This is a genomic window from Clostridium rhizosphaerae (assembly GCF_016765585.1).
In the GTDB taxonomy this organism is placed as follows: Bacteria; Bacillota; Clostridia; order Clostridiales; family Clostridiaceae; genus Clostridium_AT; species Clostridium_AT rhizosphaerae.
Map to the genome: position 1 here is coordinate 346,690 of NZ_JAESWC010000001.1, position 12,776 is coordinate 359,465.

Annotated in this window: 14 protein-coding genes; 4 read left to right on the plus strand and 10 right to left on the minus strand. The window is 32.8% G+C overall.

Going from position 1 to position 12,776, the window contains the following annotated elements; translation table 11 throughout:
- Positions 1–140 precede the first annotated feature (140 nt).
- The 4 genes from JK636_RS01715 (at position 141) to gnd (ending at position 5,318) form a co-directional block, all read left to right on the plus strand.
- Positions 141–995, plus strand: a complete 855-nt coding sequence (locus JK636_RS01715; protein WP_202747105.1) for a MurR/RpiR family transcriptional regulator — start codon at positions 141–143, stop codon at positions 993–995.
- Between the two features lie 262 nt (positions 996–1,257).
- Complete coding sequence (gntK, locus tag JK636_RS01720) at positions 1,258–2,787, plus strand: gluconokinase (RefSeq protein ID WP_202747106.1); 1,530 nt, start codon at positions 1,258–1,260, stop codon at positions 2,785–2,787.
- A 99-nt stretch (positions 2,788–2,886) separates the two neighbouring features.
- Positions 2,887–4,200: a gluconate:H+ symporter gene (locus JK636_RS01725; RefSeq protein WP_202747107.1), complete on the plus strand. Its 1,314-nt coding sequence runs from the start codon at positions 2,887–2,889 to the stop codon at positions 4,198–4,200.
- Positions 4,201–4,415: 215 nt separating this feature from the next.
- Entirely contained in the window at positions 4,416–5,318 is a 903-nt protein-coding gene (gene gnd, locus JK636_RS01730; protein ID WP_202747108.1) for a phosphogluconate dehydrogenase (NAD(+)-dependent, decarboxylating), read from the plus strand.
- A 224-nt stretch (positions 5,319–5,542) separates the two neighbouring features.
- Here the strand turns inward: gnd and JK636_RS01735 are convergent, their stop codons facing one another.
- From JK636_RS01735 to JK636_RS01780, 10 genes are all read right to left on the minus strand, one after another.
- The gene (locus JK636_RS01735; protein ID WP_202747109.1) at positions 5,543–5,872 is read right to left on the minus strand and encodes a DUF1801 domain-containing protein; all 330 of its coding nucleotides are present in this window, start codon (positions 5,870–5,872) and stop codon (positions 5,543–5,545) included.
- 98 nt (positions 5,873–5,970) lie between these two features.
- Positions 5,971–6,177: a hypothetical protein gene (locus tag JK636_RS01740; RefSeq protein ID WP_202747110.1), complete on the minus strand. Its 207-nt coding sequence runs from the start codon at positions 6,175–6,177 to the stop codon at positions 5,971–5,973.
- 96 nt (positions 6,178–6,273) lie between these two features.
- Complete coding sequence (locus tag JK636_RS01745) at positions 6,274–6,642, minus strand: DUF1801 domain-containing protein (protein ID WP_202747111.1); 369 nt, start codon at positions 6,640–6,642, stop codon at positions 6,274–6,276.
- Positions 6,643–6,796: 154 nt separating this feature from the next.
- Positions 6,797–7,060 carry a hypothetical protein gene (locus tag JK636_RS01750; RefSeq protein ID WP_202747112.1) on the minus strand — a complete coding sequence of 88 codons (264 nt, stop codon included), beginning with the start codon at positions 7,058–7,060 and terminating at the stop codon, positions 6,797–6,799.
- 254 nt (positions 7,061–7,314) lie between these two features.
- A complete protein-coding gene (locus JK636_RS01755) occupies positions 7,315–8,610 on the minus strand; it encodes a hemolysin family protein (RefSeq protein WP_202747113.1) in 1,296 nt (431 codons plus the stop codon).
- A 221-nt stretch (positions 8,611–8,831) separates the two neighbouring features.
- Positions 8,832–9,578: a nitroreductase family protein gene (locus JK636_RS01760; RefSeq protein ID WP_202747114.1), complete on the minus strand. Its 747-nt coding sequence runs from the start codon at positions 9,576–9,578 to the stop codon at positions 8,832–8,834.
- A 257-nt stretch (positions 9,579–9,835) separates the two neighbouring features.
- Complete coding sequence (locus JK636_RS01765) at positions 9,836–10,360, minus strand: methylated-DNA--[protein]-cysteine S-methyltransferase (protein WP_202747115.1); 525 nt, start codon at positions 10,358–10,360, stop codon at positions 9,836–9,838.
- Entirely contained in the window at positions 10,344–11,261 is a 918-nt protein-coding gene (locus tag JK636_RS01770; protein ID WP_202747116.1) for a DNA-3-methyladenine glycosylase family protein, read from the minus strand. The genes JK636_RS01765 and JK636_RS01770 overlap by 17 nt, the downstream gene beginning before the upstream one ends.
- The gene (locus JK636_RS01775) at positions 11,248–11,820 is read right to left on the minus strand and encodes a bifunctional transcriptional activator/DNA repair enzyme AdaA (protein WP_202747117.1); all 573 of its coding nucleotides are present in this window, start codon (positions 11,818–11,820) and stop codon (positions 11,248–11,250) included. The genes JK636_RS01770 and JK636_RS01775 overlap by 14 nt, the downstream gene beginning before the upstream one ends.
- A 172-nt stretch (positions 11,821–11,992) precedes the next feature.
- The gene (locus JK636_RS01780) at positions 11,993–12,634 is read right to left on the minus strand and encodes a lactate utilization protein (RefSeq protein WP_202747118.1); all 642 of its coding nucleotides are present in this window, start codon (positions 12,632–12,634) and stop codon (positions 11,993–11,995) included.
- Positions 12,635–12,776: the final 142 nt, after the last annotated feature.

Here is a 12,776-nt window from a genome sequence, read left to right on the forward strand (position 1 = left end):
CTCATATCAATTTCACTTTACTAATTTTTTAAATATACATAATATATATTCTGCAAAAATAAATACCGAGCAATATTGTATCTTAAATAAGACTACAATATAATTATGATTATAATCATTGATAAAGAAGGAGAAATTCTATGCAAGATGATAATAAAGGTTGTTTAGATAGAATAAAAGAGACTTATACTTCATTAAATACAGCAGAAAAGAAAGTAGCTAAATATATACTTGAAAACCCAAAGGAAATAATACATATTTCAATAACAGAGCTTGCAGACAACAGCAGCGCCAGTGAAACAACAGTTTTCAGACTGTGCAATAAGCTCGGCTATAAAGGCTATCAAGATTTAAAGATAAATTTAGCTGCTGCTATAGTTGAGCCTATTGAAAATATTTATGAAGAAATAAAAGAAAATGATGATATGTATATCTTAATGCACAAAATAATGGCTTCAAATATATACAGTATTGAAAATACCTTTAAAATAAATAAAAGCTCAGATCTTGAGGCTGCAGTGTCAATGATTTTAAAGGCTCAAAGAATTATGTTCTTCGGAATGGGAGGTTCAGGAATCATAGCACAGGATGCTCATCATAAATTTCTTAGAACTGGCTTAAACTGTGTTTCTGCCTCTGACTCTCACTGGCAGGCTATGTATGCCTCTATGTCTAACGAAAATGATGTTATAATTGCTTTTTCAAATTCAGGAAGCAACAAAGAATTGATTGAGACTATAAATCTTGCAAGGCAAAAGAACATAAAAATCATTTCAATTACAAGTAATGCAAAATCTCCTATATCAAAAGTTTCTGATATAACACTGGTATGCTACGGAAATGAATCCATGTTTAGAAGCGAGGCAATGGAATCAAGAATTACCTCCTTAGCCATTATCGACTGCCTTTATGTAGGGGTAGCTATAAAGAGAAAAACAGAAACCCTTAAAAGTCTTGAGGATATGAGAAAAGGTATCGCTCTTAAAAGATTTTAAATCAGCATCTATACAATGTAAGAACTTTTGCATTGTATAGATGCTGATTTTTTATGTGGAAAATTTTTTTCTTGATTTTAAAAATCAACATGCTATAATATAAACAAAGAAAATTTTTTTCATATTCAACTTATGTACAAGCATAAAGTATTAATAAAGAAAATAATTTTTATAAATTAATATTTTTTCACATCTTTGTATAGGTTATCCTATACCTTTACAATACTATGTTTGTAAACGTTTTATAAAAGGGAGGGCTATTATGAAATACATTATTGGGGTTGATATTGGTACAACCAGCACAAAGTCAATTGCTTTCGATTTAGATGGAAACGTTATTTCTAAGCAAAATATTTTATATCCTATTTACAATCCTGAACCTTCGTGGAGCGAACAAAGTCCTGTTGAAATGCTTAATGCTGTTGTTGAGTCTATTAAAGGTGTAGTTTCCGATAATAACACAAAAGGCAACGAGCTTTTAGGAATTTCCTTCAGCAGTGCAATGCATAGTGTTATAGCTATGGATAAAGACGGAAAGCCTTTAACAGATTGCATTATATGGGCTGATACCAGAAGCAAAGACTATGCTGATAAGATTAAAACCAGCATTGAAGGTCATGAAATCTATATGAGGACAGGTACACCTATTCATCCTATGTCCCCTCTTTGCAAGCTTTGCTGGCTTAGAGACAATATGCCTGATATATTTAACAAAACCTATAAATTTATATCTATAAAAGAATATGTATTCTTCAAGTTCTTTGGTGAATACATAGTAGACCATTCTATAGCTTCTGCAACAGGTCTATTTGATATATACGATTTAAAATGGAATAAAACCGCTTTAGACTTGGTTGGTATTACTGAAGACAAATTGTCTATTCCTGTTTCAACAACCTACAGCATTAAAGGTTTAAACAAGGAATATGCAACCTACATGAATATATCTATAGATACACCTTTTGTTGTCGGTGCAAGCGATGGCTGTCTTGCAAACCTTGGTGCAAATGCAATTAAAAAGGGTGACGCTGCAGTTACCATAGGAACAAGCGGAGCTATAAGGATTATTTCTGATAAGGCCAAAAATGATGAGTCTGAAAGAATCTTCAGCTACATTCTAAGCGAAGAGCATTATGTTCTTGGCGGACCTGTAAATAACGGCGGAATAGTTTTCAGATGGTTCAGAGACAACTTCTCTCCATTGGAATTAGAAGCAGCTAAAAAGCTTAATATCGATACTTATGAAATTATGACTGATGAAGCAGCAAAGGTAGCTCCAGGGTCAGACGGACTTATATTCCTGCCTTATCTTTTGGGTGAAAGAGCTCCTCATTGGGATGCTTATTCCAAAGGTGTATACTTTGGAATTAATATAAAGCATAAAAGAGAACATTTCTTAAGAGCATTATTAGAAGGGGTGATATATGGGGTATATAGCGTTGGAAAAGCTCTTCAAGAAACAACTGGGGAAATAGACACAATCTACGCAACAGGCGGTTTTGTACGCTCTGAGCTTTGGGTACAAATGCTTGCCGATGTATTTAATAAAAAAGTAGTAATTGCTGAAAGCTATGAAAGCTCATGTCTTGGTGCAGCTGTACTAGGAATGAAATCACTAGGAATTATAAATAAAGTAGAAGAAGTAGAAAAACTAGTACCTATATCAAAGACTTTTGAGCCTGATGCAAAGAATCATAAGGCTTACATGAAAAACTTTGCAGTATACGAAAGACTTTACGGAAAGCTCAAGGATGAATTTTATAATATCAGTTTAATTCAAGAAGAAAATTAAGGAGGTTAAAGCTCTAAATGGGCTTTAATGACTAGTTTATGAGCGGGAGCGAGTGGTCTAAACTACTCAGTGCTTCTGACTAAAAGGAGGAATTTACTTATGCCATTAGTAGTTGTCGGTATTGGTGTTATTTTATTATTAATATTAATGATTGGCTTTAAACTTAACGGTTTTGTTTCTTTAATTCTTGTTGCTCTTGCGGTTGGTATTTTAGAGGGAATGCCTCTTCCTAAGGTTGTAAGCTCTATAACCGGCGGAGTTGGCGGTACTCTAGGAAGCTTGGCACTTATTCTTGGTTTTGGAGCTATGCTCGGAAAGATGATGGCTGACAGCGGAGCAGCTTCAAGAATAGCTACAACACTTATCAAGAAATTTGGTAAAAAGAGAATTCAATGGGCAGTTGTTATTACTGGATTTGTAGTTGGTATAGCATTATTTTATGAAATAGGTTTCGTACTTCTTATACCTCTAGTATTTTCTATAGCTGCTGAAGCTGAATTGCCATTACTTTATATAGGAGTACCTATGGCTGCTGCTTTATCAGTTACTCATGGATTTTTACCTCCACATCCAGGACCAACAGCAATAGCCGGAGTTTACAAAGCTGATATAGCTAAGACTTTACTTTACGGTATAATTATCGCTATTCCTACTGTTATTGTAGCAGGACCTGTATTTACATTATTCTTAAAGAAAATGGAGCATCCTATTCCAACAAACCTTTATAATCCAAAGACTTTTACAGAAGAAGAAATGCCTGGGTTCGGCGTAAGCATATTTACTGCTTTAGTACCTGTTATATTAATGGCTCTAAGAGCGATTATAACAATTTCAGCTCCAAAATCAGCACTTATTCCTTTTGTAACTTTCCTTGGCGATCCAACAATCGCATTATTGATTGCAGTAATTATTGCTTTATTTACTTTTGGACTTAACAAAGGAAAGAAGATGCCTGAAATCAACAAGACCTTAACTGAAGCCATAGCCTCAATAGCGATGATAATGTTAATAATCGGCGGCGGCGGAGCATTCAAACAAGTACTTGTAGACAGCGGAGTTGACAAGTATATTAAAGTATTAATGACAGGTTCACACCTTTCACCGCTTATTTTAGCTTGGCTTATAGCAGCAGTACTAAGAATAGCTCTTGGATCAGCTACAGTGGCTGGTATGACAGCAGCTGGAATTGCAGCACCGCTGATAGGCATGGGCCACGTAAGCCCTGAGCTTATGGTTTTGGCAACCGGTGCAGGAAGCTTAATATTCTCACATGTTAATGACCCTGGATTCTGGATATTTAAAGAATACTTTAATCTTTCAATACCTGAAACCTTAAAATCCTGGTCAGTACTTGAAACCTTAATATCCGTAATGGGATTGGTACTTGTTTTAATAGCAAGTGTTATAATTTAGTTTTAAAATTCATGTAAGCGGTCTGTCCTAAGCATATTAAACTGCTGTGTTGTTTGAATCAGACATTTCGAGGTATTTAAATAACACTCAAGGTTTACCTGTTTCTAGGACAGCCCATTTATATTTTAACCAAGCAAAATCATATAGCTTTAATAGAATACTTGCTTGGGAATCCATATAAATTGCTCAGTGCTACAATGAACGGAGGAAATGAAATGAATATAGGAATAGTTGGACTCGGAAAAATGGGTTATAATATAGCATTAAATTTACTAGGAAATAAGCACTCTGTTTTTGCCTATGATACTCTTAAAGAAAATGTGGACAATATAATAAGTGAAGGTGCTGAGGGTGCCTACAGCTTAAAGGCTATGGTAGAAAAAATGTCAAAAAGACGTGTAATATGGCTTATGGTTCCAGCTGGGGAAATAGTAGACTCAGTTATAAATGAATTAGTCAATTATCTAGAACCTAACGACATAATAATCGACGGAGGAAACTCAAATTATAAAGACTCTATCAAAAGATATGAGCTTTTAAAGGAAAAGCAAATTGATTTTATTGATTGCGGAACAAGCGGCGGAACTTCCGGAGCTCTGCAGGGAGCCTGCACAATGATAGGCGGAGAAAATGGAGCAGTTAAATACTGCGAACAAATTTTTAAAGATATTTCTGTAGAAAATGGATACCTTCATGTTGGAAAACCAGGCAGCGGCCACTTTACTAAAATGGTACATAACGGTATAGAATACGGTATGATGCAAGCCATTGCTGAAGGTTTTGAGGTTTTGGAAAAAAGTGATTTTGATATAGATTATGAAAAAGTTGCTAAAGTTTGGAACAACGGTTCAGTTATTAGAAGCTGGCTTATGGAGCTCACAGAATCAGCTTTTAATAAAGATAAAAATCTAGATAATATTAAAGGCACAATGTACTCTTCCGGCGAAGGAAAATGGACTGTTGAGACTGCACTTGACCTAGGGGTTCCTACTCCTGTTATAGCAATGTCTCTTATGATGAGATACCGATCCCTTCAGGACGACACCTTTACAGGAAAAGTCGTAGCTGCTCTTAGAAATGAATTCGGCGGTCATGCAGTTGATGCAACGAAGAATTAATAAAGTTAGGCATTAACTCTTACTACAATCAACTTTTCAGCCTGAAAAATAGTGATGTATAAAAGCTTTATCGCGATATCTGGATAAGAAGATATCGCGATAAGAAAACAGAAATATAAATTTATTTTTCATGTTTTTTATATTCATACTTCATTATTATATCTCCTTTTATAAGTATCTATCTAATACGCTGGTTCACTATTAAAAAGTTTTATGAGCCAACCTTATTCAAAGCTTTCTCTAAATATTGTTTTTAATAATTCACATGGAACCTGTTGATTGTGAAAAATTTGCAGCATACCTTTAGGTGTTATTTTATATCCTAACAATTCATCCTTATGAAAAACTACTGATTTTGCCACAATATTAATATGGTCTTTAAAAGGAATAAGTCGAACGAAATTATCATTTACATAAAATGAAGGTAGTTTAGCCCACAATTTTTCATCAATGTTACTGGAAGTACTTTCATAAATAAGTTTATGTAAATCGCAAAATCTTTGCTTTGTTTGTTCTTCAAACTTCTCTAAATAAGTATATATATCCTCTTTCATTTTTTAGTTCCCCACTTCTATGATTTATTTGTGCCTACATATTATAATAATTAATCTTTATTACTCAATTATTGAACAATATAAAACCATCCAAAATACTATTTTTTATCATATTTTAACTTATATATTACAAATGGAAGTATTCCTAAAATAAAAGAATACTTCTTATCAATATAACTTCTTGTGCCGGTAATACTTCTGTGAATAGAGATTTTATCAGGTAAAATCGGCATAAGTAAAAGCATAATAATTATTGGAACAATTAATATTAATAAATCTATCATCAACTTTTTATTAAACTTCATATAAACCTCTTCTTTCTTTTTGTTAGATAAACAATAGTTTACATAGATGAAACCATTCTATATGTATAACTACTTCGGCCTTTTAAAAAATATATACTAAAACTTTCCTGATAATTTGCTGTTGAAATAATCCTTTACGTTTTGTTTAACGACAGATATAGATTGTTCATCATCATATTTGATATTAATACATCTCTTTCCAAATCTACAACTTAGCAAGGACTTTTTCATATCTGAAATATATTCTTCATCGTGGAAATGTATCGAATAGTGTTTTTTTGCTGTGGAGATACCTACATAACCATCGTACATTTTCATACCTATCCACCACATTGGCATTGCAAAACAGATTCTAGGTGTGATTCCCGGAAATTCTGTTTTCATGAAAGCAACAAAATCACAAATGCACTCTTTTCTATTCTCATCTAAACTACTAATATAGTCATCAATTGAAGCTAAACCCATGAACTTTTCCTCCATATTATATAAAAACTTTATAAGTATAATATTAATTATAATCTACAGATAAATACAAAGCAAAAGCCTCTGTCTTCCAATCTTTGATTTTTTTCAAAGAGGGACAGACAGAGGCTTTCTTTATTTGATTAACAATTATAATTTACATTTTAAATAAAATCCATCTACAGGTTCGAAGCTCATATTTTAGTTCGAATATTTTTTGTGTGTTGTTGATTACACTTTGGCATTTAAAAACAAGCATATCATTCCCAACCAATCTTTCCTTGTCTACGGCAAAGACCTTATCAACTTTTATTACCTTTTCGCTTTCATCTTCGCTTGTAATCTTGAATCTAATCGGATGAGGCACGCCTGTTTTTTCAAACCAGCACACCATGTCAACGGGCTTCGCAAGAATTTTCATAATTGCCTCCTGTATTCCTACTAAATCCATAGCAATTATTAATTGTTATGACTGCCATGTATTTTATTTACAGGTAAATTATATCAGAACATAAGTTCGTGGTCAATAGAAAATACGAATTCATGTTCTGTTTTTGCTTTTTCATTTAAAAAGCGCACTTAATTTATTAAACTTTGTCGTGATATCTTCTTTTCTTGATATCACAATGGATTAAAAAACCCCGCTAGTTCTTTTTAAAACTAACAGGGCTTTCATTAATTTTCTGATATATCTTTAATAAGAACTTTACTAATTCTCTTCCTATCACATTTTAATATAACAAACTCGTAATTTTCAAAAACTACTTTATCATTAATCTGCGGATAGGATGACAGCTGAGAATAAATCCATCCTCCAATAGTATCAATGTTTTCTGATTCAATATCTGTATTTAATAATTCATTAACATCTTCAAGAATAAGCTTTCCTTCTACAATATAATTTCCTTCTTCTGTTTTAATAATTTCGTCGCCTTCTTCATCAAACTCGTCCTGAATCTCACCAACAATTTCTTCTAGTATATCTTCATTAGTTACTAATCCTGAGGTTCCTCCATATTCATCAATAACTATAGCCATTTGAGCTTTTTCTTTTTTAAACACCTTTAAAAGTTCGCTTATGGACATTGACTTTGGAACAAACTTAACCTCACGAATAATATCTTGTATGTTTTGAGTATTTCCCTCAATCTTCTGCTTATATAAATCCTTAATGTGAATAAATCCAACAATATTATCTTTGCTTTCCTTGCAAACTGGATATCTTGTCAGCTGCTCCTCTAACGCATATGCTATTATCTCATCAAAAGAATCCTCCAAATATATGCATGACATATCAGTACGAGGTATCATTACTTCTTTTACAGTTGTTTCGGAAAAGTCAAATATATTATCTACAAAGGTTAATTCAGTTTTATCTATTAAGCCATGCTTATAGCTATCTTCAACTAAAAGCTTTATTTCCTCATCTGTATGAGCTGCTTCATGTTCATCAACCTGAGAAATTCCAAAAATCTTTAAAACTAAGTTAGTGCTGTGATTGAAAGCCCACATTATAGGGTAGGTTAATTTATAAAACAATATGAGAGGCAGCGCTGTATACATAGCTATCTTCTCTGCACTAATAATAGCCAATGACTTTGGTGCCAGCTCTCCCAGCACAATATGAAATCCTGTTATAAGTGCAAAACCTAAAACAAATGAAATTGAGTGTACTGCACTTTCAGGAAGGTGAAATAAATTAAATAAAGGCATAAGCATATCTGAAACTGCAGGTTCTCCAACCCATCCTAGACCTAAAGATGCTAATGTTATTCCTAGCTGACATGCAGATAAGTATGAATTTAGGCCATTAACAACCTTTAAAGTATTTTTTGCACTTTTGTCTCCTTCAAGTACCAATGTTTCTATTCTAGACTTTCTAACCTTTACCATTGCAAATTCTGTTGCAACAAAAAAACCATTCATAAATACAAGTAAAAATACAATAAGAATATTTATTAAGATAATCATGTATAAATAGCTCCTCCTCAAGTTATAGCAAGGTTCTCGTTTATAGTTACAGAATATTATAAAATTAGTCATCTTAGATTATATCATATTTGTAGGATATATTGAAAAGCAAATAATTTGTAAATGTTAATAGAAAAGCATAATCTCAGGTTCAAATTTAAATATAAAATAACTCACGAAAATTGCTTTCGTGAGTTAACTTATTTGATTGATATTTTTTGTTAAAATAAATTATATATAGCAATAGGTATTAACTCGGCTTTATCCTCTTCCTCACAAAGAACTCTCTGAAAAGTAATCTGGTTATGCAGCAGAGCTAATTCTAAAAAATACAAAAAAATCCCCATGTCAATTGAATTGTAAAATGGTACTTTGTCCTTAGGCATAATAGATTTAATCGTTGTTGTTCTGTATATTTTCAATTTATCCTTTTCAGAATTAACTCTCCAAGGCTGTGTATTGCATGCACTTGGAGCATATTTTACAACCTCTGCTATTGTCTCAAAACCTGAAATGCCGCTCCAAATCTCTTCTGTTTCTTTTCTTTTGGATTTTCTATAATCTCTTCTAAATTCGTTAGGCTCACCTTTTCCAATAGACATCATAATGACAAATTTCAGGTTTTCATATTGTGACTCTTGAGTTTTTCCCATTCCGTACCAACATACTCCAATATCTTTAGAAGCTAAATACAAATCCAATTGTTCAAACATATATCCAATATTTAATAAAAACTTCTCTTTTTCTTCGCTATAAATAAGCAGGCAATACTCCCCTCGTTTGCAGGTAGTTTCTTCCCTTTTCACAATACGATATTTAATATCTATACCGTCCACAAGCGCTACTAAAGTATTAATTTTTTCATTAATATCACGTAGTTCATCATTAGAGAGCCTGAGGGTGTCGTTAAATTTCCTAAAAGATTTTCTCTTAAAAATCATTTCATAGTATTCTTTATCTATCACCATTAATCATTCTCCTATTTTTTAGTACACCGATGCCTGAGACAATCATACAATGCTTTAAAATGAAAAACAATCATGGGTTTAAAATTTTGGGGTTGGATTTTTTATATAGCAAATTACTTTATATAGACGCCATTAAAACTTACTTTTAATGAAATTTATAAGAAATTGATTTCAAGTGATTATTGAAATAATGAATATTTAAATATAATATAAAGCAGGGGTAAGTAAAAAGGCACTTGATTTTATTGTAAGTTCATTTAAATATGCCGTAGACCATTATTATGTTGAACAAAAATAGTAATGTCCCTTTTAAAATCTCTTTCATGCTTAAGGAGCCATTCCTTCCTCCATAACCCGCCAGCATAGCCGGTTAATTTTCCTGTGGAGCCGATAATTCGGTGACAAGGAATCACAATGCTTAATTTATTTTTGCCATTTGCACTGCCTACTGCTCTAACGGCTTTTTCATTTTCTATAGAAAGAGCTATATTCTTATAGGATCCCGTTTTGCCATAAGGTATTTTCGTTAAAGCGTTCCATACTGTTTTTTGAAAGTCAGTTCCTTCAAATTGATATGCGAAAGTAAAATCCTTACGGCAGCCCTTAAAATATTCGTCAAGCTCTTTGTAGCACTGAATTAACGCTTTAGGGGTTTCAGCCTGTAATAAATTCTTCTTTTTGCTTTCTTCAGAAAATAGTATAGAAGTGATGGCCTCCTCAGTGCCGATTATTTCTATTATGCCAATTGGTGATTCATAGTCTAATTTATATTTCTTTATCATATAACGTCCTCCAAAGATAAAATGTAGCATATGCCTGCCAACCTTCCCAGTTTGCTGCATATTCCTTTATTTCTTCTATAGTGGGCTTCCCCTTAAGTCCTAGCAAATTCTTTAAGGCATTATGAAGGCCCACATCCGCAATTGGGAATGCGGATGTTTGGTGTAAACTTTTCATCATAACATAATCCGCTGTCCATGCTCCTATGCCCCTTATGGACATTAATAATTTATGCACCTCATGATAATCATGTTTCTCACGCAACATTTCCTTAGTTAATTTCCCACTTTTCATATCCTTAGCAATACCAATGATATATTCAGCCTTTCTGGTGGTAAATTGAAGTTTCTTTAAATCCTCTACCTCTAAGGCTGCAATAATTTCAAAGGAAGGAAATAGCCAAAATCTTTCTCCTTCAAAGGGTATAAACTCGCCAAACTGCTCAACAAATCTCTTCTTTAAAGTGTAAGCAAAGACTAAGTTAATCTGCTGTCCTATAATTGCCCACACCAAAGCCTCAAATAAATCAGGAATACACATAATCCGTAAGCCATAGTATTTGTGGACGAGTAACTTTAATATTTCATCTTCATTGGCTACTTGATAAAATTCATCTAAATTCTGTTTTAAGTCAAACCATTCCCAAATATACTCCCCTGCTTTTTTACGCTCGTTAGCAGATGGATTATTCATTGGAAATTCAACCTTTATTGAATTAGTGGTGCACCTAATTTTGCATAAAATCAAAGATTCCTTCACCTTTATTAGTTTATACAAAAAGCCGCCTTTAATCTGGTGAAGCACTTCAATATCAGATCTTCCTAAGAAGATTAAACACTCTTCAAAATTAAATTCCTTTGGAGGAAAGAGTTCTATATAGGCTTCATGATCAATCCAATTCATTTTGAAGCTCCTTTCGATATTGGCTGGGCGAACAGTTTTTCAGGCTTCGGAAGGCTTTATAAAAATTAGAGGTACTCTGAAATCCAACCTCATAGCAAATCTCAAGGTTCGTCAAATCTGTACTTTTAAGTAGGTGTGACGCTTTATCAATGCGTATTTTTTCCAAATAACTACGCGGCGTCTCAGAGGTTTCTTGTTTAAATAAGCGTTCCAAATAATAAGGGCTTACACCAACTTGATCGGATATATCTTTTAATTTTAAGTTTTGATTATAATGATTTACTAAAAAGCTGATTACATTCTTAACAATCTTAGCACTGGGGGATTCTTCGATTTCAGGCTGACATCTTTTACAGGGACGATAGCCAGCTTCCTGAGCCGCATTCATATCATTATAAAACTCCACATTTATCTTTTTAGGCTTCCTTGATTTGCAGGAAGGACGGCAGTATATTTTCGTTGTCTTCACTGCTGTAAAAAACAAACCATCATATTTGCTATCACAAGCCATAATCTTCTCCCACATCTCTTCAAAGGAAAGATTGATTTTGGTCTCCATAACCCATCGTCCTTTCACATTAATGTTTGTTGGATTCATTTTAACAATCAATCTATCTCCAATTCGTCCTCATTCTTGCTCTTATGGTCTAAGACTAAAATAAAAAGTAAAGTTATATTGTGCTTCACCTAAAAATCTATGTAATCTATTTAATAAACTGAAAACTAAATTATTAATATCCTAACTGCTTTCCAACAATAATTACTTTTATTCTATCTTTAATAAATTGTCCTCTAATGATTGTAAAATCATTGCATATTCTATTAGGACTTTTGCAGTCTACACAATAACCCAAGGTTGTGCATGGAGTGTTTTTGCCTAGTCTTTTAGCATCAATGGGAGCAGAATAGCTTCTAACCCTTTTTTCAGCTTCTTCAATGTCCTTAACTATTTTGTTTATTCCGGCTACTAAAATAACCTGTTTAGGTCCATAAAGCATTGGTGCAACTCTGCTTCCATTACCATCAATATTATAGAGTTCTCCATCTTCTGTTAAGGCATTTGTACTGCACATAAAGGTATCGGCAGAAAAATTTTCAATATATATTTGCTTTTTTTCTTCACTTGTAATACCTTCTCTGTACTTATCTAAAAAGTTAAACTTCTCTTCACGAAGAAAATCTTTAACACCTGTTTCAAAGAGGCTCATCGAGTCGCCTACCCCTACTACAGAATTTTCAGCTATAAGTTCTTTTAAAAGCACTTTTAATTCCATATCATCATTAACAAAAAATCCCGCCATATTGCGTTTTCTTAAATTATTTATAGTTCTTTCAATTTGTTTTTCTCTGTACCATAAAGCATTGTTATCCATCTAAATATATTTCCTTTCTAGTACTAAACTTCTACTCTTTCTTAACGTAATAAGTGAAATTATACTTCCAATCAGATAGCATTTAATATCTTTTTATTAAATCAGGTACAAACATTCTTTCATGTATTAATTATAGTTTTTA

What these genes read in the sequence shown, in the direction of transcription:
- JK636_RS01760 (WP_202747114.1), bottom strand. Translation starts at nt 9,578, where the DNA reads ATGGTGATAGATAAAGAATACTATGAAATGATTTTTAAGAGAAAATCT.
- JK636_RS01780 (WP_202747118.1), bottom strand. Translation starts at nt 12,634, where the DNA reads ATGGATAACAATGCTTTATGGTACAGAGAAAAACAAATTGAAAGAACT.
- JK636_RS01775 (WP_202747117.1), bottom strand. Translation starts at nt 11,820, where the DNA reads ATGGAGACCAAAATCAATCTTTCCTTTGAAGAGATGTGGGAGAAGATT.
- JK636_RS01755 (WP_202747113.1), bottom strand. Translation starts at nt 8,610, where the DNA reads ATGATTATCTTAATAAATATTCTTATTGTATTTTTACTTGTATTTATG.
- JK636_RS01740 (WP_202747110.1), bottom strand. Translation starts at nt 6,177, where the DNA reads ATGAAGTTTAATAAAAAGTTGATGATAGATTTATTAATATTAATTGTT.
- JK636_RS01750 (WP_202747112.1), bottom strand. Translation starts at nt 7,060, where the DNA reads ATGAAAATTCTTGCGAAGCCCGTTGACATGGTGTGCTGGTTTGAAAAA.
- JK636_RS01745 (WP_202747111.1), bottom strand. Translation starts at nt 6,642, where the DNA reads ATGGGTTTAGCTTCAATTGATGACTATATTAGTAGTTTAGATGAGAAT.
- JK636_RS01715 (WP_202747105.1), top strand. Translation starts at nt 141, where the DNA reads ATGCAAGATGATAATAAAGGTTGTTTAGATAGAATAAAAGAGACTTAT.
- JK636_RS01735 (WP_202747109.1), bottom strand. Translation starts at nt 5,872, where the DNA reads ATGAAAGAGGATATATATACTTATTTAGAGAAGTTTGAAGAACAAACA.
- JK636_RS01725 (WP_202747107.1), top strand. Translation starts at nt 2,887, where the DNA reads ATGCCATTAGTAGTTGTCGGTATTGGTGTTATTTTATTATTAATATTA.
- gnd (WP_202747108.1), top strand. Translation starts at nt 4,416, where the DNA reads ATGAATATAGGAATAGTTGGACTCGGAAAAATGGGTTATAATATAGCA.
- JK636_RS01765 (WP_202747115.1), bottom strand. Translation starts at nt 10,360, where the DNA reads ATGATAAAGAAATATAAATTAGACTATGAATCACCAATTGGCATAATA.
- JK636_RS01770 (WP_202747116.1), bottom strand. Translation starts at nt 11,261, where the DNA reads ATGAATTGGATTGATCATGAAGCCTATATAGAACTCTTTCCTCCAAAG.
- gntK (WP_202747106.1), top strand. Translation starts at nt 1,258, where the DNA reads ATGAAATACATTATTGGGGTTGATATTGGTACAACCAGCACAAAGTCA.